Source organism: Citrobacter sp. Marseille-Q6884 (assembly GCF_945906775.1).
Taxonomy (GTDB): domain Bacteria; phylum Pseudomonadota; class Gammaproteobacteria; order Enterobacterales; family Enterobacteriaceae; genus Citrobacter.
The window spans coordinates 2,303,823-2,327,450 of sequence record NZ_CAMDRE010000001.1 but is presented as its reverse complement, the minus strand read 5'-3'; the positions used below and the strand labels follow the sequence as shown (position 1 = coordinate 2,327,450).

The following is a 23,628-nucleotide window of genomic DNA, read 5'->3' as shown; positions in this document are numbered from 1 at the left end:
TTATGATGTTTAAGCAATACCTGCAAGTAACGAAACCAGGCATCATCTTTGGCAACCTGATCTCGGTGATTGGGGGGTTCCTGCTGGCCTCTAAGGGCAGCATTGATTATCCCCTGTTTATCTACACGCTGGTTGGGGTGTCACTGGTTGTGGCGTCGGGTTGTGTATTTAACAACTACATCGACAGGGATATCGACAGGAAGATGGAGAGGACCAAAAACCGCGTGCTGGTTAAAGGTCTGATTTCACCTGCGGTCTCGCTGGTATACGCCACCCTGCTGGGTATTGCTGGCTTTATGCTGCTGTGGTTTGGTGCGAATCCTCTGGCCTGCTGGCTGGGCGTAATGGGCTTCGTGGTCTATGTGGGCGTTTATAGCCTGTACATGAAGCGTCATTCCGTTTATGGCACGCTGATTGGTTCACTTTCCGGCGCTGCGCCGCCAGTTATTGGCTACTGCGCAGTGACCGGTGAGTTCGATAGCGGTGCGCTGATTCTGCTGGCTATTTTCAGCCTGTGGCAGATGCCGCACTCTTACGCGATTGCGATTTTCCGCTTCAAGGATTATCAGGCTGCCAACATTCCGGTGCTGCCGGTGGTGAAAGGCATCTCAGTCGCGAAGAACCACATCACGCTGTATATCATTGCGTTTGCCATCGCTACGCTAATGCTCTCGCTGGGCGGTTACGCTGGATACAAATATCTGGTGGTAGCAGCTGCCGTGAGCGTCTGGTGGTTAGGTATGGCGTTGCGTGGTTATAAAGTCGAAGACGACCGCGTCTGGGCGCGTAAGCTGTTTGGCTTCTCCATTATCGCCATTACCGCGCTCTCCGTGATGATGTCCGTTGACTTTATGGTGCCAAACTCGCAGAACCTGCTGACATACGTCTGGTAACATCAGTGAATGCTAAAAGGGTGCTTAGGCACCCTTTTTTATGTGCGTCACAATCCCTCCTGAAACGTAATATTTACTCATTAACCGTGTATTTACCCCGCCAGCTTACCGCTTTACACTATTCGCGAAATCAATACAGAGGTGGGAATGAACGATTATAAAATGACGCCCGGTGAGTTGCGCGCCACCTGGGGTTTAGGGACCGTATTCTCTTTGCGCATGCTTGGCATGTTTATGGTCCTGCCGGTTCTGACCACATACGGTATGGCGCTACAGGGTGCCAGCGAAGCGCTCATCGGTTTGGCTATCGGTATTTATGGCCTGGCGCAAGCCATCTTCCAAATCCCCTTCGGACTGCTTTCTGACCGTATCGGCCGTAAACCGCTCATTGTCGGCGGACTGGCGGTATTTGTTTTCGGTAGCGTGATTGCCGCGCTCTCAGACTCTATCTGGGGAATTATTCTCGGTCGCGCATTACAAGGCTCCGGGGCCATTGCCGCCGCGGTGATGGCCCTGCTGTCTGACCTGACCCGCGAGCAAAACCGTACAAAGGCGATGGCATTTATTGGCGTCAGCTTTGGTATCACCTTTGCCATTGCGATGGTGCTCGGGCCGATCGTCACTCATGCGCTGGGGTTACACGCGCTGTTCTGGATGATCGCCGCGTTGGCGACCACCGGTATCGCGCTGACGCTTTGGGTGGTTCCTGATAGCACAACCCATGTGTTAAACCGTGAGTCTGGCATGGTAAAAGGGAGCTTCAGCAAAGTGCTGGCGGAGCCTAAACTCCTGAAGCTCAATTTCGGCATCATGTGTCTGCACATTTTACTGATGTCCACTTTCGTCGCCCTGCCAGGCCAGCTCGCGAAGGCCGGTTTCCCTGCCGCCGAACACTGGAAAATTTATCTGGTGACAATGCTACTGTCTTTCGTTTCCGTCGTTCCGTTCATCATCTACGCTGAAGTGAAACGCCGGATGAAGCGCGTATTCCTGTCATGCGTGGTGTTGATCCTCATCGCAGAGATTGTGCTGTGGAGAGCAGATGCGCATTTTTGGGGGCTGATTGCGGGAGTTCAGCTATTCTTCCTGGCGTTTAACCTGATGGAAGCCCTCCTCCCCTCGCTGATCAGCAAAGAATCCCCTGCGGGTTATAAAGGGACAGCAATGGGCGTTTACTCCACCAGCCAGTTTCTCGGCGTGGCAATTGGCGGTTCACTCGGTGGTTGGGTGGTCGAAATGTTCGATGGTCAGGCGGTGTTTCTCGCCGGGGCCTTGCTGGCCGCCGTCTGGCTGCTGGTGGCAAGTACGATGAAAGAGCCGCCGTATGTCAGCAGCCTGCGCATAGAAATCCCACCACAGATAACCGCGGATGATGTTCTGAAGCAACGCCTGCTGGCAAAAGAAGGGGTAAGCGAAGTGCTAATTGTGGCGAAGGAGCATTCGGCCTACGTGAAGATTGACAGCAAGGTGACCAACCGCTTTGACGTTGAGCAGGTCATAAGCCAGGCGTGATCGTAAGAATACCGGGTAGCGGACAGCCCGCCACCCGGCATAGCCTTAATCGCGGAAGTTTTTGAACTGGAATGGCTGTCCCAAATCACCACCACGAACCAGCGCCATAACAGATTGCAGATCGTCACGCGCCTTGCCAGTTACACGAATTTCTTCGCCCTGAATTTGCGCCTGCACCTTCAGCTTGCTGTCTTTAATCAGCTTAACGATTTTCTTTTGCACAGCGCTTTCAATGCCCTGCTTCAGCTTCGCTTCCACAAACCAGGTTTTACCGCTGTGAACAAACGTTTCCGGCACGTCCAGCGACGTCCCTTCAATGCCGCGTTTCAGCAGCTTGGCACGTAAAATATCCAGTAACTGATTGACCTGGAAATCAGATTCGCTCAGCACCTTAATCGTCTTATTTGACTCATTGAGTTCAAAAGTGGCCTCAACGCCACGAAAATCGAAGCGTGACTCCACTTCGCGGCTGGCATTATCAACCGCGTTACGGGCTTCCTGAAGATCAACTTCAGAGACAATATCGAAAGATGGCATCTTTTCTTCTCCCTTCATTTTTGATGCAAAGCATAATACCTGCAAAGTTACACAACAGACAGCGCTATACTAGGCTGTATCCTGTCATTGTACGTGGTACTGATATCGGCGAACAATAATGGGGTACAGCCGATATGGAATAACATCTGGAGCTGTTGCAGGTGAGGAGGAAGAATGAAAATTACCGTGCTGGGATGTGGAGCCTTAGGGCAGCTTTGGCTTACAGCGCTGTGCAAACATGGACATGAAGTACAAGGGTGGCTACGTGTGCCACAACCTTATTGCAGCGTTAACCTGATTGACACGGACGGGTCAGTATTTAATGAGTCCCTGACGGCAAACGACCCTGATTTTTTGGCGAAGAGCGATCTGTTACTGGTCACCCTAAAAGCCTGGCAAGTTTCTGACGCGGTAAAAAGTCTTGCCACAATTCTGCCTGAAACGACGCCAATCCTGTTGATTCACAACGGAATGGGAACAATTGAAGAGCTGCGTAGCATCGCCCAACCGCTGCTGATCGGAACCACAACCCACGCGGCACGCCGTGACGGGAATGTCATTATTCATGTGGCAAAAGGAACAACGCGTATTGGCCCGGCTCGTGAACAGGACGGTGATTTCAGTTATTTGGCTGAAATCCTGCAAGATGTTCTGCCGGATGTTGCGTGGCATAACACGATTCGCGCTGAACTGTGGCGTAAGCTGGCGGTGAACTGTGTCATTAACCCGCTGACCGCGCTGTGGGATTGTCCAAACGGTGAGTTACGCCAGCATCCGGAAAAAATCGCGCTCATCTGTCAGGAAGTGGCGGCCGTCATCGAACGCGAAGGTCACCATACATCAACCGATGATTTACGCTATTATGTCGAGCAAGTGATTGACAGTACGGCAGAAAATATCTCATCGATGCTGCAGGACATTCGTGCCATGCGCCATACCGAGATCGACTATATTACCGGCTATTTATTAAAGCGCGCGCGTGCCCATGGCATTGCCGTCCCGGAAAATGCCCATCTGTTTGAAATGGTAAAGCGAAAGGAGAGTGAGTATGAGCGCTCAGGCACTGGTTTGCCTCGCCCCTGGTAGTGAAGAGACCGAAGCGGTCACCACTATCGATCTGCTGGTTCGCGGCGGAATTCAGGTGACAACCGCCAGCGTGGCCAGCGATGGTAACCTCACTATCGTTTGCTCTCGCGGCGTGAAGCTGCTGGCCGATGCACCGCTGGTCGAAGTCGCAGACGGTGATTACGACATCATCGTCTTGCCTGGCGGCATTAAAGGTGCTGAGTGTTTTCGCGACAGCACGCTGCTGGTCGAAACCGTGAAACAGTTTCACCGCTCGGGGCGTATTGTTGCCGCTATTTGTGCAGCCGCCGCGACGGTACTCGTCCCGCACGCTATTTTCCCCATGGGCAATATGACCGGCTATCCTGGATTAAAAGAGGGTATTCCACCGGAACAATGGCAGGACAAGCGCGTCGTGTGGGATCCTCGCGTCAACCTGTTAACCAGCCAGGGACCGGGGACGTCTATCGACTTCGGCTTAAAAATGATTGAGCTGCTGGTTGGCCGCGAAAAGGCACATGAAGTGGCGTCACAACTGGTCATGGCGGCGGGAATTTATAACTACTACGAGTAAGATGAGGGTGCCGGATAGTGGCGTAAACGTCTTATCCGGCCTATAAGATTGTGGGCCCGGTAGCATCGCACCACCGGGCAACACCCTAACTACGGGCGATACACCTTCACGTTCTCAAAGCCCTGCTCACGCAGATAAAGCGCCTGCAGACGGCTCATCACTCCGCGTTCACACCACAGCAACCAGGTTTTATTCTGGTCCAGATCGCCGAATTTGGTGCTCAGCTTATAGAACGGCAGAGAAACCACATCCACACCGTCAACCTTCAGCGGTTTGTCATCCTGTTCATCCACAGAGCGGATATCAAGGATCACGTCGTTCGGACCAAAACCGCTAACGGTTTCCACTTCCACCACGGTCTGCTGCGTCTGCTGAGCAATATCGCGAATATCGATATTGTTTGCTTCTTCAACCACCTTGTCGAGGATAGAGAAATCGAAGTTCTCTTCTTCAGCTTCAATCTTCGCTTTAACCGCTTTCACTGTCGGACTTTTCGAAATCACGCCACAGTATTCCGGCATCGTACGGGCAAAGTCTTCAGTGCCAATTTCACGCGCCAGATTAATGATGTGCTCTTTGTCGTGAGAGATCAGCGGACGCAGAATCAGGGTGTCAGAAACATTATCGATCAGGCGCAGGTTGGTCAGCGTCTGGCTGGATACCTGACCCAGCGCTTCGCCGGTCACCAGCGCCTGTACACCATAGCGTTCAGCCACTTTAGAGGCCGCGCGAACCATCATACGCTTGAGAACCACACCCATCTGGCCGTCATCGATTTTCTCAAGGATCTCGCCCACCACCGGCTCAAAGTTGATGGCGACAAAACGCACACGATGCGAACTACCAAAACGGTTCCACAGATAATGCGCAACCTGACGGACGCCGATTTCATGCGCGGCACCGCCGAGATTAAAGAAGCAGTAATGCACGCGGCAACCACGACGCATCAGCATGTAGCTGGAAACACCAGAGTCAAAACCGCCGGAAATCAGCGACAGAACATCTTCCTGCGTGCCAATCGGGAAACCGCCAATACCTTCATAGCGCCCTTTTACCAGCAGCAGACGGTCGTTTTCGATTTCAAGATTAACGGTGACATCGGGTTTCGTCAGCTTCACGCGCGCGGATTCAATATGCTGGTTCAATCCACCGCCAACATAACGTTCCACTTCGATAGAGCTAAACTCATGCTTACCGCGACGCTTAACGCGTACGCAGAACGTTTTTCCTTCCAGTTGATCGCGATACTGTACCAGTGCTTTCTCGAAAATATCGTGCATATCGGTGAACGGCACGTCTTCAACTTCAAGAATATGGTGGATACCCGGAATACGGGTCAGCGCGTCGCGAATATCCTGACGCTGGCTTTCATCCCTGGCGCGAACCTCAACGTGGTCCCAGTGGCGAACGACGGCAAGGTCTTCATCATAGTGCTTTAAAACGTTACGGATGTTCCCTGTCAGAATTTTTATAAAGCGCAAACGCACAGATTGGCTTTTGATGGTGATTTCTGGGAACAATTTAATGATAAACTTCATGGCGGCAATGGTTCTTTGGCAAGCCATCAAAGGCTTGTATTGGAGAATAATACAGCAGCCCATACCTGCGGCTGCATCCAGGCGCGGGAGTATACCACTTTCGCGGGCATGCTGTGCACATTGCGCGTTATTTGATAATTGCTCTAAGTCCGTTACCATGGCTGGGGCTGAAAATATTGAGAGTCTGACATTCATTATGCCGAAGAAAAATGAAGCGCCCGCCAGCTTTGAAACTGCGCTGAGCGAGCTGGAACAGATTGTTACCCGTCTGGAAAGCGGCGATCTGCCGCTGGAAGAGGCGCTGAACGAATTCGAACGTGGCGTACAGCTGGCACGTCAAGGGCAGGTTAAGTTGCAACAGGCTGAACAGCGCGTGCAAATCCTGCTGTCAGAGACTGAAGACGCCGCACTCACGCCTTTTACACCGGATAATGAATAAATGGATTTTACGCAGCAGCTACAGGCTTGCGTTGAGCAGGCCAACCAGGCACTGAGCCGTTTTATTGCGCCACTGCCCTTTCAGAACACTCCCGTGGTCGAAACCATGCAGTATGGCGCATTATTAGGCGGTAAACGTCTGCGCCCGTTCCTGGTTTACGCAACCGGTCAGATGTTTGGCGTCAGCCTGAGTACCCTTGATGCCCCCGCAGCCGCCGTCGAATGTATCCATGCCTATTCGCTGATGCACGACGATTTACCCGCCATGGACGACGATGATCTGCGTCGCGGTTTGCCGACCTGCCACGTGAAATTTGGCGAGGCGAACGCGATTCTGGCCGGGGATGCACTGCAAACGCTGGCATTCTCCATTCTCAGCGATGCGCCGATGCCGGAGGTTGCCGACCGTGATCGCATCGCGATGCTCTCTGAACTGGCTCAGGCCAGCGGCATTGCAGGGATGTGTGGTGGTCAGGCGCTGGATCTGGCCGCTGAAGGCCATCAGGTTGAGCTGGATGCGCTGGAGCGTATCCATCGCCATAAAACCGGTGCGTTGATTCGCGCCGCTGTTCGTCTGGGTGCATTAAGCGCCGGCGACACAGGACGAAATGTACTACCGATACTCGACAAATACGCAGAAAGCATCGGTTTGGCCTTCCAGGTTCAGGATGACATACTGGATGTGGTGGGCGATACTGCAACGTTGGGTAAACGTCAGGGTGCCGATCAGCAGCTTGGCAAAAGTACCTATCCTGCACTTCTGGGTCTTGAGCAAGCCCGGAATAAAGCCCGGGATTTAATTGAGGACGCCCGCCAGTCGCTAAACCTGCTGGCCGCACAGTCACTCGATACCTCGGCACTGGAAGCGCTAGCGGACTACATAATCCAGCGTGATAAATAAACCTACATATCCAATGAGCTTGCGATGAGTTTTGATATAGCCAAATACCCGACCCTGGCACTGGTTGACTCCACCCAGGAGTTGAGACTGCTGCCTAAAGAGAGCCTGCCAAAGCTTTGCGACGAACTGCGCCGCTATTTGCTCGACAGCGTGAGCCGTTCCAGCGGGCATTTCGCCTCCGGTCTGGGCACGGTAGAGCTTACCGTCGCGCTGCACTACGTCTACAACACCCCCTTCGACCAGTTGATCTGGGATGTGGGACATCAGGCTTACCCGCACAAAATACTGACAGGTCGCCGCGATAAAATCGGCACCATTCGCCAGAAAGGCGGCCTGCATCCGTTCCCGTGGCGCGGAGAGAGTGAATATGACGTCCTGAGCGTCGGGCACTCCTCCACCTCCATCAGCGCAGGCATCGGCATTGCGGTTGCTGCGGGGAAAGAAGGTAAAGAGCGCCGTACTGTTTGCGTCATCGGCGATGGCGCCATCACGGCCGGTATGGCGTTTGAAGCGATGAACCACGCAGGGGATATTAAGCCCGACATGCTGGTTATCCTCAACGACAACGAAATGTCGATTTCAGAAAACGTCGGCGCGTTGAACAATCACCTGGCACAATTGCTTTCCGGCAAGCTCTATTCGTCTCTGCGCGAAGGCGGAAAGAAAGTGTTCTCTGGCGTCCCACCGATTAAAGAACTGCTCAAACGCACCGAAGAACACATTAAAGGCATGGTCGTACCGGGAACGCTGTTTGAAGAGCTGGGCTTTAACTATATTGGCCCGGTAGACGGTCATGACGTTCTGGGACTGATCACTACGCTGAAGAATATGCGTGACCTGAAAGGTCCTCAGTTCCTGCACATCATGACCAAGAAAGGTCGTGGCTATGAGCCAGCGGAAAAAGATCCGATCACCTTCCACGCGGTGCCTAAATTCGATCCTTCCAGCGGATGTCTGCCAAAAAGCAGCGGCGGCCTGCCGAGCTACTCAAAAATCTTCGGCGACTGGCTGTGCGAAACCGCCGCCAAAGATAGCAAGCTGATGGCGATCACCCCGGCGATGCGCGAAGGTTCCGGCATGGTGGAGTTTTCTCGCAAATTCCCGGACCGCTACTTTGACGTGGCGATTGCCGAACAGCACGCGGTAACCTTTGCAGCGGGTCTGGCTATCGGCGGCTACAAGCCAGTGGTGGCTATTTATTCAACCTTCCTGCAACGCGCCTACGATCAGGTGCTGCACGATGTCGCGATTCAGAAACTGCCGGTGTTGTTTGCCGTTGACCGGGCAGGGATCGTGGGGGCCGATGGGCAAACCCACCAGGGGGCGTTCGATCTCTCTTTCCTGCGTTGCATCCCGGAAATGGTCATTATGACTCCGAGTGATGAAAACGAATGCCGTCAGATGCTGTTCACCGGCTATCACTACAATGATGGCCCGAGCGTTGTGCGCTACCCGCGCGGTAATGCGGTCGGTGTTGAGTTAACGCCGCTGGAGAAATTACCTCTTGGTAAAGGCATTGTGAAACGTCACGGGAGCAAACTGGCGATCCTTAATTTCGGGACGCTGATGCCGGAAGCCGCGAAAGTCGCGGAGTCACTTGACGCTACCCTGGTCGATATGCGCTTTGTGAAACCGCTGGACGAAACGTTGATTCTGGAGATGGCCGCCCGCCACGAGGCGCTGGTCACTCTGGAAGAAAACGCCATTATGGGCGGCGCGGGCAGCGGCGTGAACGAAGTGTTGATGGCCCATCGTAAACCGGTGCCGGTGCTGAATATTGGTTTGCCGGACTTCTTCATCCCGCAAGGCACCCAGGACGAAGCCCGCGCGGATCTTGGTCTTGATGCCGCCGGAATTGAGGCCAAAATCAACGCCTGGCTGGCATAATCCCCTCTTCGCTCCTGCTATGCTTAAAAGATGATTCATAGCAGGAGTGATAGCATGCAATACAACACCTTAGGAAAAACGGACCTTCGGGTTTCTCGGCTTTGTCTGGGCTGCATGACGTTCGGCGAACCCGATCGCGGCAATCATGCCTGGACCCTGCCGGAAGAAAGCAGTCGCCCCATCATCAAACGCGCCCTTGAGGGCGGTATTAACTTTTTCGATACTGCCAACAGCTATTCCGCAGGTAGCAGTGAAGAGATTGTCGGCCGGGCTCTACGTGATTTTGCCCGCCGTGAAGAAGTGGTGGTCGCAACAAAGGTGTTTCACCAGGTTGACGATCTGGCTGAAGGTTTATCCCGCCCGCAAATCCTACGTTCCATCGATGACAGCCTGACCCGCCTTGGCATGGACTATGTCGATATCCTGCAAATTCACCGCTGGGATTACAACACGCCGATCGAAGAAACGCTGGAAGCCCTAAACGACGTCGTGAGATCCGGTAAAGCACGCTACATCGGCGCCTCTTCAATGCATGCCTCACAGTTTGCTCAGGCGCTTGCCTTACAAAAGCAGCACGGCTGGGCGCAGTTTGTCAGCATGCAGGATCACTACAATCTCATCTACCGCGAAGAAGAACGTGAAATGCTACCGCTTTGCTCCCGGGAAGGTGTGGCAGTGATCCCGTGGAGTCCGCTGGCACGTGGCCGTCTGACGCGTCCCTGGGGAGAAACCACAGCACGCCTGGTCTCGGATGAAGTGGGTAAAAACTTGTATCGTGAGAGCGATGAAAATGATGCTCAAATTGCAGCACGGCTGAGCGGCGTCAGTGAGGAGCTTGGCGCGACGCGTGCGCAGGTGGCGCTGGCGTGGCTGCTAAGCAAACCCGGCGTTGCCGCGCCGATTATCGGTACATCGCGGGAAGAACAGCTTGATGAGTTGCTCAACGCAGTGGATATCACGTTGCAACCGGAGCAGATTGCCGAACTGGAAACGCCGTACAAACAGCATCCGGTGGTCGGTTTTAAATAACTGTCGGAGCGACGACGTCCGCGTATGCTGTATCTGGAGGCCGGATCAGGTGGTTCGCCACCCTCCGGCAACCCCGTTTAAATAATACCAACCGGCCAGTGGTGGCCAATAAAGTACAATATCCCCGCCGAAATCACGCCGGCGACAATATCATCCACCATGATCCCCATCCCGCCATGCACATTACGATCGAACCAGCGGATCGGCCAGGGTTTCCACATATCCAGAATACGGAAAATCACAAATCCGGCGGCAACCCATTGCCAGTCGAGAGTCGGCAACGCCATCAGCGTGATCCACATCCCGACAAACTCGTCCCAGACAATACTGCCGTGATCGTGTACGCCCATATCTTTCGCCGTTTGATGGCATAAATAGACGCCAATACAAATCGACAGCATGACAACCAGCGAGTAAAGCTGCCACGGCAGAAACGTCATGACATACCAAAATGGGATCGCGGCAAGCGATCCCATTGTACCGGGTATGACTGGACTCAGCCCGCTGCCAAACCCGGTGGCAAGCAGATGCCACGGGTTACGCATGCTCAAGCGGCTTTTTGCGACATCTTTTTTAAGGCGCGGCAAAATGGTCATATCCCTTCCAGTCAAAAGTGACAGGCTTACCGTCACGCGTAAAGTGAATGCCTTCCACGTCCGCACTCATCTGCCCAATACAGGTAAACGATGCGCCCAGATGTCCCAGCGCCACGTCCAGAGCGCCACGATTAATCTCCGGTACGGTAAAGCACAATTCATAGTCTTCACCGCCGGAGAGCGCCCAGCGTAGCGCCTGCTCAGGCTCGACGCATTGCTCAACCGCGGCGGAATAAGGCAACGCATCGACGTTAACCCGCGCGCCGCAGCCGCTGGCATTAACGATGTGCCCCAGATCGGAAATCAGTCCGTCAGACAGATCGATCGCCGCGCTGGCGAGATCGCGCAGGGCCTGCCCCTGCAATATACGGGGAGTTGGGCGCAGGTGGCGTTTAAGCAAATAGTCCGCATTTTTTGCGTCTGCGACCTGCAATCGGTGCTGCAAAATCGCCAGCCCGGCCGCGCTGTCGCCAGGCGTGCCGGTGACGTAAATCCAGTCCCCCGGCTTCGCACCAGAACGTTTTAAGGCCCGGCCTACCGGAACGTAGCCATGAATACCCAACGTCATCGACAAGGGGCCACGCGTCGTGTCCCCGCCGATCAGCTGCATATCATAATAATTAAGGAGTTCGAACAGACCATCACTGAAGGCTTCAAGCCAGGCTTCATCGACGTCAGGTAATGTCAGTGCAAGCGTCAACCACGCCGGGTCTGCCCCCATCGCCGCCAGATCGCTCAAGTTAACCGCCAGCGCTTTCCAGGCAAGGTCAGTAGGATCGATGTCAGGAAGGAAGTGATTACCCGCCACCAGCGTGTCGGTGCTGATCGCAAGGGTCTGTTTTTCGGGAATGTTCAAGAGTGCGCAGTCGTCACCAATACCGGTTTCGACATCAAGACGTGAGCTTCTAACTCGGTCAAAATAACGGGCAATCAGGGAAAACTCGCCGCATGCCATACGTTATGCCTCAGCAGGAAAAAAGAAAAAGCCGGAGACAGCGGAAACAGGTTCCGCCATCCTACCGGCCTCAGGATCACTTTTTGTTGGGGCGAATCACAGGTGCTGCTTTATCCAGTACGCCGTTGACGAATTTATGGCTATCTTCAGCGCCGAAGGTTTTCGCCAGTTCAATCGCTTCGTTGATGGCCACTTTATAAGGCACATCGCTACGTTTAGACAGTTCAAACAGCGCAATACGCAGTACGGCTTTTTCTACCTGACCCAGCTCTTCCAGCAGACGAGACAGGTAAGGCTTCATCAGTCCATCCAGGTACGCGCTGTTAGTCGCCACCCCGGACAGCAGTTCGCGGAAATACAGAACGTCTACATCTTTTACGTCCTGTTCCGCCAGGAACTGGTATTCAACATCAGCGATGTCGTTCTGGGACAACTGCCAGGAGTAAAGCGCCTGGACGGCACACTCACGGGCGCGGCGACGAGCAGCAGGTTTCACGGATTTCCCCTTACAAAAATCAGGCCTTAATGGCTTTCAATACATTAATCATTTCAAGCGCAGTCAGTGCAGCTTCTGCGCCTTTGTTGCCAGCTTTGGTGCCAGCACGTTCGATAGCTTGTTCAATGCTTTCGGTGGTCAGAACACCGAAGGCCACCGGAATTTCGCTCTCCTGAGCGACATGCGCCAGGCCGTTGCTTGCTCCGCCAGCCACATATTCAAAGTGTGCGGTACCGCCACGAATCACCGTACCTAACGCAATCACCGCGTCATATTTACCGGTTTTTGCCAGTGCGCCAGCCGCCAGCGGCAGCTCATATGCGCCTGGAACCCAAACGACGGTAATGTTTTCATCTTTAACCTGACCAATACGTTTCAGGGCGTCGATCGCACCTTCCAGCAGGCTGTCATTGATAAAGTTGTTGAAACGCGCAATGGTGATGGCGACGCGAGCGTCCGGGGTAGCAACGTTAGCTTCAATAATGTTCATAGTCTTCCTTCGGGTCGATTTTGATTATGGCCCCGCAAGGGGGGCGGATTTTATCATAATATTCTGTGCGCTGCTTCCTCTTATTCAGAAAGCCTCACGCAGTGGTTAAATGCAGGCAGACGTCCGGCCCCACATGGCGTATCTCATTGAATTTGAAATGGGGGGCATCAGCCAGTTTCTCAAGCCCCGGCAGCACACATAATCCTCGCGCATCGCTCCCTAACAGTTTAGGCGCAACATAGACGATTAGCTCATCAACCAGGCCTGCCTGTAAGAGCGCTCCCGCAAGCGTGGGTCCAGCTTCAACCCAGATGCTGTTAATTTGCTGCTTACCCAGTTGCATCATTAGCACCACCAGATCCAGATGCCCGTTATGTTCCGGCACGCTCAGGGTGCGAACAGACTCAGGCCAGACGCGCGAGTCTTCTTGGGTGCGGGCAATCCAGGTTTCTCCAGGCTGCTGCACAATACGATGTTCCGGTGTTACCCGGTTCTGGCTATCAAGAACAATGCGGATCGGCTGTCGCAGGTTCTCCTGCGGGTAACTTGCCTGCGTAGACTCACCCAGCTCCTCCCAACGGACGGTAAGCTGCGGATTATCTGCCAGCACCGTTGCGCTGGTGGTTAAGATGGCATGACTTTGCGCGCGCAAACGCTGCACGTCACGCCGCGCTTGCGGCGAGGTGATCCACTGGCTTTCACCGCTGGCCATGGCCGTACGCCCATCCAGCGACGCACCCAGTTTAAGTTGCAGATACGGGAATCCCGTACGCATCCGTTTAAGGAAGCCTTTATTCAGTCGCTCGACTTCACTCATCATGAGCCCATGGCTGACGTCAATGCCCGCTTGCTGCAAGCGGTAAAGTCCGCGCCCCGCCACCTGCGGGTTAGGATCCTGCATGGCAGCGACAACACGCGTCACGCCAGCGGCAATTAACGCATCACAGCACGGTGGTGTACGACCATGATGACTGCAAGGTTCAAGCGTGACGTAGGCTGTCGCGCCTTGCGCTTTTTCGCCGGCCATACGCAGTGCATGGACTTCGGCGTGAGGTTCGCCCGCACGGTGATGGTATCCTTCACCGACGATCTCCCCGTCTTTTACAATCACACAACCCACGTTAGGGTTAGGGTGCGTGGTGAAACGCCCGCGCTCAGCCAGTTTCAGCGCTCGCGCCATGTACAATTCATCCTGCATGGCTTAGTCCTGTAGGCGAGCAATCTCTTCGCCAAATTCTTTAATATCTTCAAAACTGCGATAGACAGAAGCAAAGCGAATGTATGCCACCTTATCGAGCTTTTTCAGTTGCTCCATCACCAGATTGCCGATCATCTTACTCGGCACTTCGCGCTCGCCAGTCGCACGCAGTTGTGATTTTATATGGTTCAACGCCATCTCGACGTCATCTGCGCTGACCGGTCGTTTCTCAAGCGCTCTGAGCATGCCGCTGCGCAGTTTATCTTCATTAAAAGGTTCACGCACATCGTTGCTTTTCACAACGCGCGGCATGACCAGTTCGGCCACTTCAAAAGTGGTAAAGCGTTCGTTACAAACCAGACACTGCCGGCGGCGGCGAACAGAGGAACCCTCGCCTACAAGACGAGAGTCAATCACCTTTGTGTCTACGGCGAAACAGAATGGGCAATGCATACGGCGTCCTGTACCTCAGTGGTTATCAGAGATCTATTTTACCCTGAACTGACCCGACAACAAAGGCGGAGCGCTTTTGAGACAAAGGATCGATGCCTTCGTGCTCCACGCACACTACCATTATGCTATCGCGACAATGAAGGAAGTAATCACTATGACAAGACGTTACCTAAGAATTCTCCTGGTGGGAAGCCTCTTTAGTCTGAGCGCCTGTGCGCAGCAAAGCGAAGTACGCCAGATGCATCAAAGCGTTAGCACGCTGAATAAAGAAATGACGCAACTCAATCAGGAAACGGTAAAAATAACACAGCAAAATATGTTGAATGCGAAATCTACCCGTGGTGTTTATCTGTTGCCGGGTTCCAAAACCCCAGCCCGCCTGAATAGTCAGATTGGCACCCTGCGGATGTCGCTGATAAATATTGCGCCGAATGCAGACGGTACACGCCTGACGTTGCGTATTCAGGGTGAGTCCGACACACCTTTACCCGCCTTTAGCGGAACCGTAGAGTTCGGGCAAATCCAGGGCACCACGGATAATTATCAGGAAGTGAATGTCCAGAACCAGTTGATAAACGCTCCGGCCAGTATCCTTGCGCCGAGTGACGTTGACATTCCGTTGCAACTTAATGGCCTCTCACCGGACCAGTTAGGGTTCGTTCGCATCCACGATATCCAGCCTGTTACACAATAAACTTTTTGCGGAACGTTTTGTGCGTTCCGCAACAAGACTCTCCTTCATTTTGTTACCCCAGTGACACCCGCGATATTTTTCGTAAAACTTGGCAACATTTACAAGAGCCAGTACAATTCGCCACCCAAAGTACGCAAACGTGAACGCAATCGATTACGTAAATGATAGAACTGTGAAACAAGACATATTTTTGTGAACAATGATTTTTATAATAGGCTCCGAAGAAATACGAAATATTTAGAAACGCAATTTGCGCCTTTTTCACTCCCGAAAGGGATTTCAAACAGTGGCATACATATGAAAAAAACATTACTTGCAGCCGGTGCAGTGCTGGCGCTCTCCGCGTCATTTACCGCGAATGCGGCAGAAAATGACAAACCGCAGTATCTTTCCGACTGGTGGCATCAGAGCGTTAACGTAGTGGGTAGCTACCACACGCGTTTCGGACCGCAGATCCGTAACGATACCTATCTGGAATATGAAGCTTTCGCTAAAAAAGACTGGTTCGACTTCTATGGTTACATGGATGCACCAGTATTCTTCGGTGGTAACACCGATGCGAAAGGTATCTGGAACCACGGTTCCCCGCTGTTTATGGAAATTGAACCGCGTTTCTCCATCGATAAACTGACCGGGACTGACCTGAGCTTTGGTCCGTTCAAAGAGTGGTACTTCGCCAACAACTATATTTACGATATGGGTCGTAACGAAGATGGCCGTCAGAGCACCTGGTATATGGGTCTGGGTACCGATATCGACACAGGGCTGCCAATGAGCCTGTCCCTGAACGTGTACGCGAAGTATCAGTGGCAGAACTATGGCGCAGCAAACGAAAACGAATGGGACGGCTACCGTTTCAAAGTGAAATACTTCGTCCCGATCACTGAACTGTGGGGCGGTAACCTGAGCTATATCGGCTTCACCAACTTTGACTGGGGCTCCGATCTGGGCGACAAGGACTTCACTGATGTGAATGGCAACAAGGCGCGTACGAATAATTCTATCGCCTCCAGCCATATTCTGGCGTTGAACTACGACCACTGGCACTATTCCGTCGTTGCGCGTTACTGGCACAACGGTGGTCAGTGGAAGGATGACGCTGACCTGAACTGGATGAACGAAAACGTGCGTTCTACCGGCTGGGGTGGTTACCTGGTTGTCGGTTACAACTTCTAATTTTGCCGGGTTCCGGGTGGCACTGCGCAAGCCCGGAAACCACCGCGTAAAAGCCAGCGTAACCGCTGGCTTTTTTATGGCTTATCGTCACAGCGAACTTTACGCAAAAAGTCGCTTAGCGACCGTCCGACATCCTCACGAAAATGCCTGTCCACGGGAGTAACGCAGAGACAACGATCAACACGGAAACAGCGGTAATCCTCACGCCTTTCGCACCATGCGACCAGAAGCCAGTGCTCCCCCCAGAAAAATAACCCCATCGGCTGCACATCCCGCCACGAAAGCTGCCCTCCCTCATCACGATAATGTAATGCCAACACCTGCTGTGCCGATACGGCACGATGGATAAGATCAAACGTGCTGCGTGAGTGCGGTTGAGTACCAAAGTCCGGGGCATAGATCCGTGAATGCTCAGCCTTGCGGCGACTTTCCTGCGGTAAAATGGCCAACACTTTTTCCTGTGCCGACTCCAGCTCCCGCGAGAGGGCGTCACCACCCCAGGTTTTCAACAGACGAATGGCGACCATCAGTGCTTCTGATTCACGTTGCGTGAGCATGAGTGGAGGGAGATCGAATCCCGCCATCAGGCGATAGCCGCTGCCCGCCTCACCTTCGACGGGCACGCCAGATAGCGACAAATCAGAGATATCCCGGTAAATCGTACGCGGTGAGACCTCGAGCCGCTCCGCCAGGTGCGCCGCCGTTGTCAGCCTCCTGCCACGCAGGATCTGTACAATCTGAAATAAACGATCGGCGCGCCTGGTCATTTTAACTCTCTGTATTTATGAAATATTATGCAGGTTGATGCAAGCCAACACGATTGCCTTCACTGTCGGTAAATAGCGCAATTGTGCCGATATCCTGCCCCAGTTCTAGCGGACCCAATACGCACTTCCCCCCGGCCGTTGCGACACGGTCAAGTGTTGCCATGAGATCGTCTGTATGCAGATAAATAATAGCGCCTTGTTGCGAAGGGGTGATGCCCTCAAATTTTGCCAGTGCGCCGCCGGGCGCCGGATCCTGATGAGGGAAAACAGCCAGCTCGGCACAATCCATATTTTCGCGACGTAATGAGACCTGCATGATCGGTTCATAAAACGCAATGGCACGTTCCATTTCGGCGACCGGGATTTCGAACCAGTTAATGACATTTTTCATACTTCCTCCTGCCTCAGTGGTAAGTTCAGGAGAAATATAAGTCAGGCCTACTGACAGCATACTGTCAGTAATGTTTGCAAAAAGGGCCAGAAGTTGCCCTCTGGCCCGTTTCGGGCGCATGTTGCCATGCGATGGCGAGTTACGCCCACAGAACATTACTTCCTGCTACGCCACCAGCCAAAAAAAGACTGGTGCCTATGCCGACCAGCGCTGGTGCTGCCAGATCGTGCCAAAAAATAATGCTTAACTCTGTAAGAGTCATATAGCCACCTTGGTTGCAATGGCAACGGTTCGCGGCTATCCTGAACTTGTCTAGGGTTAGGATTGCCCCCGTTGCGTTGCCGGTGAATACCGAACAATGTGCGGGGGTTTTCTCTTTCCAGCGACAAGGCCACCGGGGATCAAGCCCCCGCAACACTGCGCCTCACCGGGTCACCCCGGCTTGTCAACGATTCTACTCCGTTCCTTCATAACCACACGAAATCAGCATACTACGAGCAAAAAAAATCCCGACCTTGCGATCGGGATTCCAGTTCTTACGCTTTGCGTTGATTAAGGCAGAATAGACGGCTGATCCGCCCCTTCTTTCTCGACCTTCTGCTGCAGCATGTGCTCACGCTTCATACCCAGCTTCAGCGCCAGCGCTGATGCCACATAGATAGAAGAGGCAGTACCGATGGAGACCCCGATCAGCATCGTCAGCGAGAAGCCTTCCAGCACCGGGCCACCAAACAGGAACAGCATCAGGATTACCATCAACGTGGTACCGGAGGTAATCAACGTACGGTGCAACGTCTGGGTCAATGACACGTTAAAGATTTCGTAAGGCGTACCGCGGCGAATTTTGCGGAAGTTTTCACGAATACGGTCAGAGACCACGATACTGTCGTTCAGCGAATAACCGATTACCGACATCAATGATGCGACGATAGTCAGGTCAATCTCGATATGGAACAACGACAGGATCCCAAGTGTGATAATCACGTCGTGCGCCAGCGCAATAACCACCCCTGCCGCCAGTCGCCACTCGAAGCGGAAACCGACATAGACCAGGATGGAGATCAACGCAGCCATCAGCGCCATCGCACCCGTTTGTGCCAGGTCAGCCCCCACGCTTGGTCCAACGAATTCAATTCGCTTCACCGCTGCGTTTTGGTTGGTGGATTCGTTAATCACACTCAACACTTTGCTGCCCAGCACCTGACCACCGTTTGCGCCTTCAGTTGGCGGCATACGCACCATAATGTCGTGACTGCTCCCGAAGTTCTGCAGCAGCGGATCAACAAAGCCCGCTTTCTCCAGCGCATCGCGCATCACGTCCATTTCCGCTGGTTTTTCCAGCGTAATTTCAATCACCGTACCACCGGTGAAATCGAGTCCCCAGTTAAACCCACGTACGCCCATCACCACGATGGCCGCAATCAGCAGGAAACCAGAGATGCCGAAAGCCCAGTAGTCCCAGCGCATAAAGTCCCAGACTTTACGGCCGTGGTTCAATTGTTCAACAGTATATTCCTGTGCCACATCGCACTCCTCAGATTGACAGCTTTTTGACGCGCTTGCCGCCATACAACAGGTTTACGATGGCACGTGTACCGACAATCGCGGTAAACATCGACGTCGCCACACCAATACCGGTAGTAATCGCGAACCCTTTAATTGCCCCAGTGCCGACTGCGTACAGGATGATGACTTTAATCAGCGTCGTAATGTTGGCATCGAAAATGGAACTGAACGCGCCCGCATAACCTTCGTTGATCGCCTGCTGTATCGAACGTCCGTTACTCAACTCTTCTTTGATACGTTCGTTGATCAGTACGTTAGCATCGACCGCAACCGCAAGGGTTAAGACGATCCCCGCAATACCCGGCATACTCAACGTCGCACCCGGCAACAGAGACATGATACCGACAATCAGAACCAGGTTCGCAATCAGCGCGCTTGTCGCAATCAGACCGAACTTCTTGTAGAAGAAGATCATAAACAGGATAGACACCACCAGACCGGCCAGACATGCTTCCAGACCCTGTTTGATGTTCTGCATACCCAGAGTTGGGCCGATGGTACGTTCTTCAACAATCTGAATTGGCGCAATCAACGCACCGGCACGCAACAGCAGAGAAAGCTGACGCGCTTCGTTCGGGTTGTTGATACCGGTGATACGGAAGCTGTTACCCAGACGAGACTGGATGTTGGCGATGTTAATCACCTCTTCCTGTTTCGCCAGAATGGCACGACCGGTGGCATCTTTTTTACCGCTGTCTTTGTACTCCACGAACAGGGTCGCCATCGGCTTGCCAATGTTATCCTTCGTGAAATTAGACATGATGTTACCACCTGCGCTATCCAGCGAGATGTTAACCTGCGGTTGGTTGTACTCATCCATGCTCGAAGTGGAATCGGTGATATGGTCACCGGTCAGGATCACGCGTTTGTACAGCACAACGGGCTGCCCTTCGCGGCTCTGTTTCACTTCCGAGTCACCCGGTACACGACCCGATGCCGCAGCAGACTGGTCAACGTTGGTATTCACCAGACGGAATTCCAGCGTTGCAGTTGCACCCAGAATCTCTTTCGCACGCGCGGTATCCTGAATACCAGGCAGTTCAACGACAATGCGATCCGCGCCCTGACGTTGTACTACAGGTTCAGCAACACCCAGTTGGTTAACACGGTTACGCAGAATGTTGATGTTCTGCTGGACCGCGTATTCACGCGCTTCGCTCAGACGTGCATCGGTCATCACCGCACGCAGCGTATTGCTGCCCTGGCTTGAAATCACCAGATCCTGATGACGCTTGCTCAGGTAAGAGATAGCCTCGTCACGGGCTTTACCATCACGGAAAGTGATGCTCAAACCGTAGTTGTCTTCTTTGCGAACGGTAGTATAAGGAATGCCTTTTTCACGCAGATCGCTGCGCAGGCTATCGATATTTTGTTCCTGCAGTTTACCCAGCGCGGTGTCCATATCCACTTCCATCAGGAAGTGAACGCCGCCACGCAAGTCGAGACCGAGTTTCATCGGTTCTGCGTGAATCGCAGCCAGCCAGCGTGGTGTTGCCGGAGCAAGGTTAAGCGCCACGACGTATTGATCACCCAGCACGCCCAGCAGCACTTCACGTGCGCGCAGTTGGGTATCGGTGGAGTCGAAGCGCGCAAGAATAGCGCCCTCTTCCAGAGCCACAGACTTAGGTGTAATTTTTTCTTCTTGTAACGTTTTCTGGACCTGGATCAGCGTTTGCTCACTGGCGGCGGCACCGCGCACGCCAGTGATTTGAACAGCCGGATCCTCACCATACAGGTTGGGAAGTGCGTAAAGCAGGCCGACGACAATGACGACGACCAGCATGATGTACTTCCACAAAGGATAACGGTTTAACACGGCAGTTCCCTTTGGGAAAACAATAAATTACAGCGCCTTCATCGTGCCTTTCGGCAGAACGGCAGCTACGAAATCACGTTTGATAACCACTTCAGTGGTGTCGTTCAGCGCGATAGCGATGTAGCCAGTTTCTGCTACTTTGGTCACGCGACCGACCAGGCCACCGTTAGTCAGCACTTCATCGCCTTTGGCAATGGAGTTCATCAGGTTTTTATGTTCTTTGGTGCGCTTTTGCTGCGGGCGCAGGATCATGAAGTAGAAAATCAGACCAAACACCACCAGCATCAGAATCAGAGACATCGGGCTGCCCTGCGCCGGAGCACCTGTTGCCGCTACCGCATCAGAAATAAAAAAGCTCATTCAAATTCCCTCATTATTAAAATTAATCAACGTTCAAAGGTGGAACAGGTCGACCCTGACGTTGGTAAAAATCGGTCACGAAGCTCTCTAATTTACCCTCTTCAATAGCCTTGCGTAAACCCGCCATCAAACGCTGGTAGTAACGAAGGTTATGAATCGTATTGAGTCGCGCGCCCAATATTTCGTTGCAACGGTCAAGATGATGCAAGTAAGCACGCGAATAATTGCGACAGGTGTAGCAATCGCACTCGGCATCGAGCGGACTGGTGTCGCTTTTATGTTTCGCATTACGAATTTTTACCACGCCGTCAGTCACAAACAAATGACCATTACGGGCATTTCGCGTTGGCATCACGCAGTCAAACATATCAATACCACGACGAACGCCTTCAACCAGATCTTCTGGTTTACCGACGCCCATCAGGTAGCGTGGTTTATCTGCCGGGATCTGCGGGCAGACATGTTCCAGAATACGGTGCATGTCTTCCTTCGGCTCACCCACAGCCAAACCGCCGACAGCGTAGCCATCAAAGCCAATATCTACCAGACCTTTGACGGAGATATCACGTAAATCTTCGTAAACACTGCCCTGAATGATGCCAAAAAGCGCATTTTTGTTGCCGAGGCCATCAAAACGGTCACGGCTACGCTTCGCCCAACGTAAAGACATCTCCATCGAGCGTTTAGCATAGTCCCAGTCAGCCGGATAAGGCGTACATTCGTCGAAAATCATCACGATATCGGAACCGAGATCGTATTGAATCTCCATCGACTTCTCAGGATCGAGGAAAATTGGATCGCCGTTGATCGGGTTGCGGAAATGCACACCCTGTTCGGTGATCTTACGGATATCGCCCAGGCTGAACACCTGGAAACCACCGGAATCGGTGAGAATAGGCCCTTTCCACTGCATGAAATCATGCAAATCGCCATGCAATTTCATGATTTCCTGACCCGGGCGAAGCCACAGGTGGAAGGTATTGCCAAGGATAATTTGCGCGCCGGTGGCTTCAACTTCTTCCGGCGTCATGCCTTTTACAGTGCCGTATGTACCGACCGGCATAAAAGCAGGCGTTTCTACTACGCCACGATCAAAAACCAGACGCCCGCGGCGAGCGCGACCGTCTGTGGTATCCAGTTCAAATTTCATCTTCACTCCTGCGTCAGAAAAACAGTCCGACGTTTTAAACACTCATGCCGGAAACTTATTCCCCGACACGCTCAGAAATAGCCTGCGGATTGTACGTGATAAACATGGCATCCCCGTAACTAAAAAAGCGATATTCCGCGCTTACGGCTTCACGATAGGCGTTCATGGTGTTTTTATATCCAGCGAACGCTGAAACCAGCATGATCAGGGTCGATTCCGGCAGGTGGAAGTTGGTCACCAGCGCGTCTATCACTTTGTATTGATAGCCTGGATAGATAAAGATCTGCGTATCGCCGAAGAACGGTTCGATAAGGTCGTTTTTGGCAGCCTGAGCCGCACTTTCCAGCGAACGTACGGAAGTTGTGCCCACCGCGATAACACGGTTACCACGTGCTTTCGCCGCCAGTACCGCATCGACGACATCCTGCGGCACTTCAGCATATTCGGAGTGCATGATGTGATCTTCGATGGTGTCTACGCGCACCGGCTGGAATGTCCCCGCCCCAACGTGCAGCGTCACGAACGCCATTTCAATGCCTTTATCGCGCAGTTTTGCCAGCAATGGCTCGTCAAAGTGCAAACCCGCGGTCGGCGCTGCTACCGCGCCCGGCTTTTCGCTGTAGACCGTCTGATACAGTTCACGGTCGGCGTCTTCATCCGGACGGTCGATATACGGCGGTAGCGGCATATGGCCGATAGCGTTAAGGATATCCAGCACGCTGCGCTCGTCATCAAACGCCACTTCGAACAGGGCATCATGGCGTGCAACCATCGTTGCTTTAATGCTTTCATCGTCGCCTAACAGCAGTTCAGCGCCCGGTTTTGGCGCTTTAGAGGCGCGGATATGAGCCAGAATACGTTTGTCATCCAGCATACGCTCGACTAAAACTTCAATCTTGCCGCCGCTGGCTTTACGGCCAAACAAACGGGCCGGGATCACACGCGTATTGTTAAAAACCAGCAAATCACCAGGGTTGAGTTTGTCGAGCAAATCAGTGAAAGTCCCATGCGTCAGCGCGCCCGTCGGCCCGTCCAGTGACAACAAGCGGCAGCTACTGCGCTCGGCCTGCGGATAGTGAGCAATCAGGGATTCGGGTAGTTCAAAGGTGAAATCGGTAACGCGCATGACACTGACTCAGACTAAAA

General features: G+C 53.1%; 25 protein-coding genes and 1 pseudogene. 10 read left to right on the top strand and 16 right to left on the bottom strand.

Features of this window, described 5'->3' with window-relative positions; translation table 11 throughout:
- Positions 1-2: 2 nt before the first annotated feature.
- Both cyoE and N7268_RS10955 read left to right on the top strand, forming a co-directional pair.
- Positions 3-893 carry a heme o synthase gene (gene cyoE / locus N7268_RS10960; RefSeq protein ID WP_144243050.1) on the top strand — a complete coding sequence of 297 codons (891 nt, stop codon included), beginning with the start codon at positions 3-5 and terminating at the stop codon, positions 891-893.
- Positions 894-1,040: 147 nt separating this feature from the next.
- The gene (locus N7268_RS10955; RefSeq protein ID WP_260862920.1) at positions 1,041-2,405 is read left to right on the top strand and encodes an MFS transporter; all 1,365 of its coding nucleotides are present in this window, start codon (positions 1,041-1,043) and stop codon (positions 2,403-2,405) included.
- Between the two features lie 45 nt (positions 2,406-2,450).
- On the opposite strand, the gene N7268_RS10950 is transcribed toward N7268_RS10955, so the two are convergent.
- A complete protein-coding gene (locus N7268_RS10950; RefSeq protein WP_003831002.1) occupies positions 2,451-2,942 on the bottom strand; it encodes a YajQ family cyclic di-GMP-binding protein in 492 nt (163 codons plus the stop codon).
- Between the two features lie 174 nt (positions 2,943-3,116).
- On the opposite strand from N7268_RS10950, the gene panE reads away from it, so the two are divergent.
- Positions 3,117-4,028, top strand: coding sequence for a 2-dehydropantoate 2-reductase (panE, locus tag N7268_RS10945; protein WP_260862919.1), 912 nt, complete (start codon positions 3,117-3,119; stop codon positions 4,026-4,028).
- The gene (gene yajL / locus N7268_RS10940; protein ID WP_260862918.1) at positions 3,991-4,581 is read left to right on the top strand and encodes a protein deglycase YajL; all 591 of its coding nucleotides are present in this window, start codon (positions 3,991-3,993) and stop codon (positions 4,579-4,581) included. The genes panE and yajL overlap by 38 nt, the downstream gene beginning before the upstream one ends.
- Positions 4,582-4,670: 89 nt before the next feature.
- Here yajL and thiI read toward each other — a convergent pair whose 3' ends face one another.
- Positions 4,671-6,119, bottom strand: a complete 1,449-nt coding sequence (gene thiI / locus N7268_RS10935; RefSeq protein ID WP_260862917.1) for a tRNA uracil 4-sulfurtransferase ThiI — start codon at positions 6,117-6,119, stop codon at positions 4,671-4,673.
- A 196-nt stretch (positions 6,120-6,315) separates the two neighbouring features.
- Between thiI and xseB the strand changes: the two genes are divergently transcribed.
- Genes xseB through yajO form a run of 4 tightly spaced genes read left to right on the top strand, consistent with a single transcriptional unit; the run spans position 6,316 to position 10,374 of the window.
- Positions 6,316-6,558 (top strand): exodeoxyribonuclease VII small subunit, encoded by a 243-nt coding sequence (gene xseB / locus N7268_RS10930; protein ID WP_096759458.1) that lies wholly within the window; start codon positions 6,316-6,318, stop codon positions 6,556-6,558.
- On the top strand, positions 6,559-7,458 hold the full coding sequence (gene ispA / locus N7268_RS10925; protein ID WP_198905121.1) for a (2E,6E)-farnesyl diphosphate synthase: 900 nt from the start codon (positions 6,559-6,561) through the stop codon (positions 7,456-7,458).
- 24 nt (positions 7,459-7,482) lie between these two features.
- On the top strand, positions 7,483-9,345 hold the full coding sequence (gene dxs / locus N7268_RS10920; RefSeq protein ID WP_260862916.1) for a 1-deoxy-D-xylulose-5-phosphate synthase: 1,863 nt from the start codon (positions 7,483-7,485) through the stop codon (positions 9,343-9,345).
- Between the two features lie 54 nt (positions 9,346-9,399).
- Entirely contained in the window at positions 9,400-10,374 is a 975-nt protein-coding gene (gene yajO, locus N7268_RS10915) for a 1-deoxyxylulose-5-phosphate synthase YajO (protein ID WP_260862915.1), read from the top strand.
- A 77-nt stretch (positions 10,375-10,451) separates the two neighbouring features.
- Here the strand turns inward: yajO and pgpA are convergent, their stop codons facing one another.
- The 6 genes from pgpA to nrdR all read right to left on the bottom strand — a co-directional run bounded on the left by pgpA (position 10,452) and on the right by nrdR (position 14,562).
- Complete coding sequence (pgpA, locus tag N7268_RS10910; RefSeq protein WP_198905124.1) at positions 10,452-10,970, bottom strand: phosphatidylglycerophosphatase A; 519 nt, start codon at positions 10,968-10,970, stop codon at positions 10,452-10,454.
- Positions 10,948-11,925, bottom strand: coding sequence for a thiamine-phosphate kinase (thiL, locus tag N7268_RS10905; protein ID WP_260862914.1), 978 nt, complete (start codon positions 11,923-11,925; stop codon positions 10,948-10,950). Before thiL ends, pgpA begins: the two co-directional genes overlap by 23 nt.
- 76 nt (positions 11,926-12,001) lie before the next feature.
- Positions 12,002-12,421 (bottom strand): transcription antitermination factor NusB, encoded by a 420-nt coding sequence (gene nusB / locus N7268_RS10900; protein ID WP_000801129.1) that lies wholly within the window; start codon positions 12,419-12,421, stop codon positions 12,002-12,004.
- A 19-nt stretch (positions 12,422-12,440) separates the two neighbouring features.
- On the bottom strand, positions 12,441-12,911 hold the full coding sequence (gene ribE, locus N7268_RS10895; protein ID WP_046476205.1) for a 6,7-dimethyl-8-ribityllumazine synthase: 471 nt from the start codon (positions 12,909-12,911) through the stop codon (positions 12,441-12,443).
- Positions 12,912-13,005: 94 nt separating this feature from the next.
- On the bottom strand, positions 13,006-14,109 hold the full coding sequence (gene ribD / locus N7268_RS10890; RefSeq protein ID WP_260862913.1) for a bifunctional diaminohydroxyphosphoribosylaminopyrimidine deaminase/5-amino-6-(5-phosphoribosylamino)uracil reductase RibD: 1,104 nt from the start codon (positions 14,107-14,109) through the stop codon (positions 13,006-13,008).
- A gap of 3 nt (positions 14,110-14,112) precedes the next feature.
- Positions 14,113-14,562, bottom strand: coding sequence for a transcriptional regulator NrdR (nrdR, locus tag N7268_RS10885; protein WP_103771102.1), 450 nt, complete (start codon positions 14,560-14,562; stop codon positions 14,113-14,115).
- Between the two features lie 154 nt (positions 14,563-14,716).
- Between nrdR and N7268_RS10880 the strand changes: the two genes are divergently transcribed.
- Both N7268_RS10880 and N7268_RS10875 read left to right on the top strand, forming a co-directional pair.
- Positions 14,717-15,256, top strand: coding sequence for a DUF3251 domain-containing protein (locus N7268_RS10880; RefSeq protein ID WP_260862912.1), 540 nt, complete (start codon positions 14,717-14,719; stop codon positions 15,254-15,256).
- A 297-nt stretch (positions 15,257-15,553) separates the two neighbouring features.
- The gene (locus tag N7268_RS10875) at positions 15,554-16,432 is read left to right on the top strand and encodes a nucleoside-specific channel-forming protein Tsx (protein ID WP_260862911.1); all 879 of its coding nucleotides are present in this window, start codon (positions 15,554-15,556) and stop codon (positions 16,430-16,432) included.
- Between the two features lie 74 nt (positions 16,433-16,506).
- Here N7268_RS10875 and N7268_RS10870 read toward each other — a convergent pair whose 3' ends face one another.
- The 8 genes and pseudogenes from N7268_RS10870 to queA all read right to left on the bottom strand — a co-directional run bounded on the left by N7268_RS10870 (position 16,507) and on the right by queA (position 23,608).
- Positions 16,507-17,199 carry a helix-turn-helix transcriptional regulator gene (locus tag N7268_RS10870; protein WP_260862910.1) on the bottom strand — a complete coding sequence of 231 codons (693 nt, stop codon included), beginning with the start codon at positions 17,197-17,199 and terminating at the stop codon, positions 16,507-16,509.
- 25 nt (positions 17,200-17,224) lie between these two features.
- On the bottom strand, positions 17,225-17,590 hold the full coding sequence (locus N7268_RS10865; RefSeq protein WP_260862909.1) for a VOC family protein: 366 nt from the start codon (positions 17,588-17,590) through the stop codon (positions 17,225-17,227).
- A 155-nt stretch (positions 17,591-17,745) separates the two neighbouring features.
- A pseudogene (locus N7268_RS10860) lies at positions 17,746-17,852 on the bottom strand (type I toxin-antitoxin system toxin Ldr family protein).
- 290 nt (positions 17,853-18,142) lie between these two features.
- Entirely contained in the window at positions 18,143-19,114 is a 972-nt protein-coding gene (secF, locus tag N7268_RS10855) for a protein translocase subunit SecF (protein ID WP_198905130.1), read from the bottom strand.
- Positions 19,115-19,124: 10 nt separating this feature from the next.
- Positions 19,125-20,972, bottom strand: coding sequence for a protein translocase subunit SecD (gene secD, locus N7268_RS10850; RefSeq protein WP_260862907.1), 1,848 nt, complete (start codon positions 20,970-20,972; stop codon positions 19,125-19,127).
- Positions 20,973-20,999: 27 nt separating this feature from the next.
- On the bottom strand, positions 21,000-21,332 hold the full coding sequence (gene yajC / locus N7268_RS10845) for a preprotein translocase subunit YajC (RefSeq protein ID WP_002890398.1): 333 nt from the start codon (positions 21,330-21,332) through the stop codon (positions 21,000-21,002).
- A 22-nt stretch (positions 21,333-21,354) separates the two neighbouring features.
- Positions 21,355-22,482: a tRNA guanosine(34) transglycosylase Tgt gene (gene tgt / locus N7268_RS10840; protein WP_163445895.1), complete on the bottom strand. Its 1,128-nt coding sequence runs from the start codon at positions 22,480-22,482 to the stop codon at positions 21,355-21,357.
- Positions 22,483-22,537: 55 nt separating this feature from the next.
- Positions 22,538-23,608, bottom strand: coding sequence for a tRNA preQ1(34) S-adenosylmethionine ribosyltransferase-isomerase QueA (gene queA, locus N7268_RS10835; RefSeq protein ID WP_260862906.1), 1,071 nt, complete (start codon positions 23,606-23,608; stop codon positions 22,538-22,540).
- Positions 23,609-23,628: the final 20 nt, after the last annotated feature.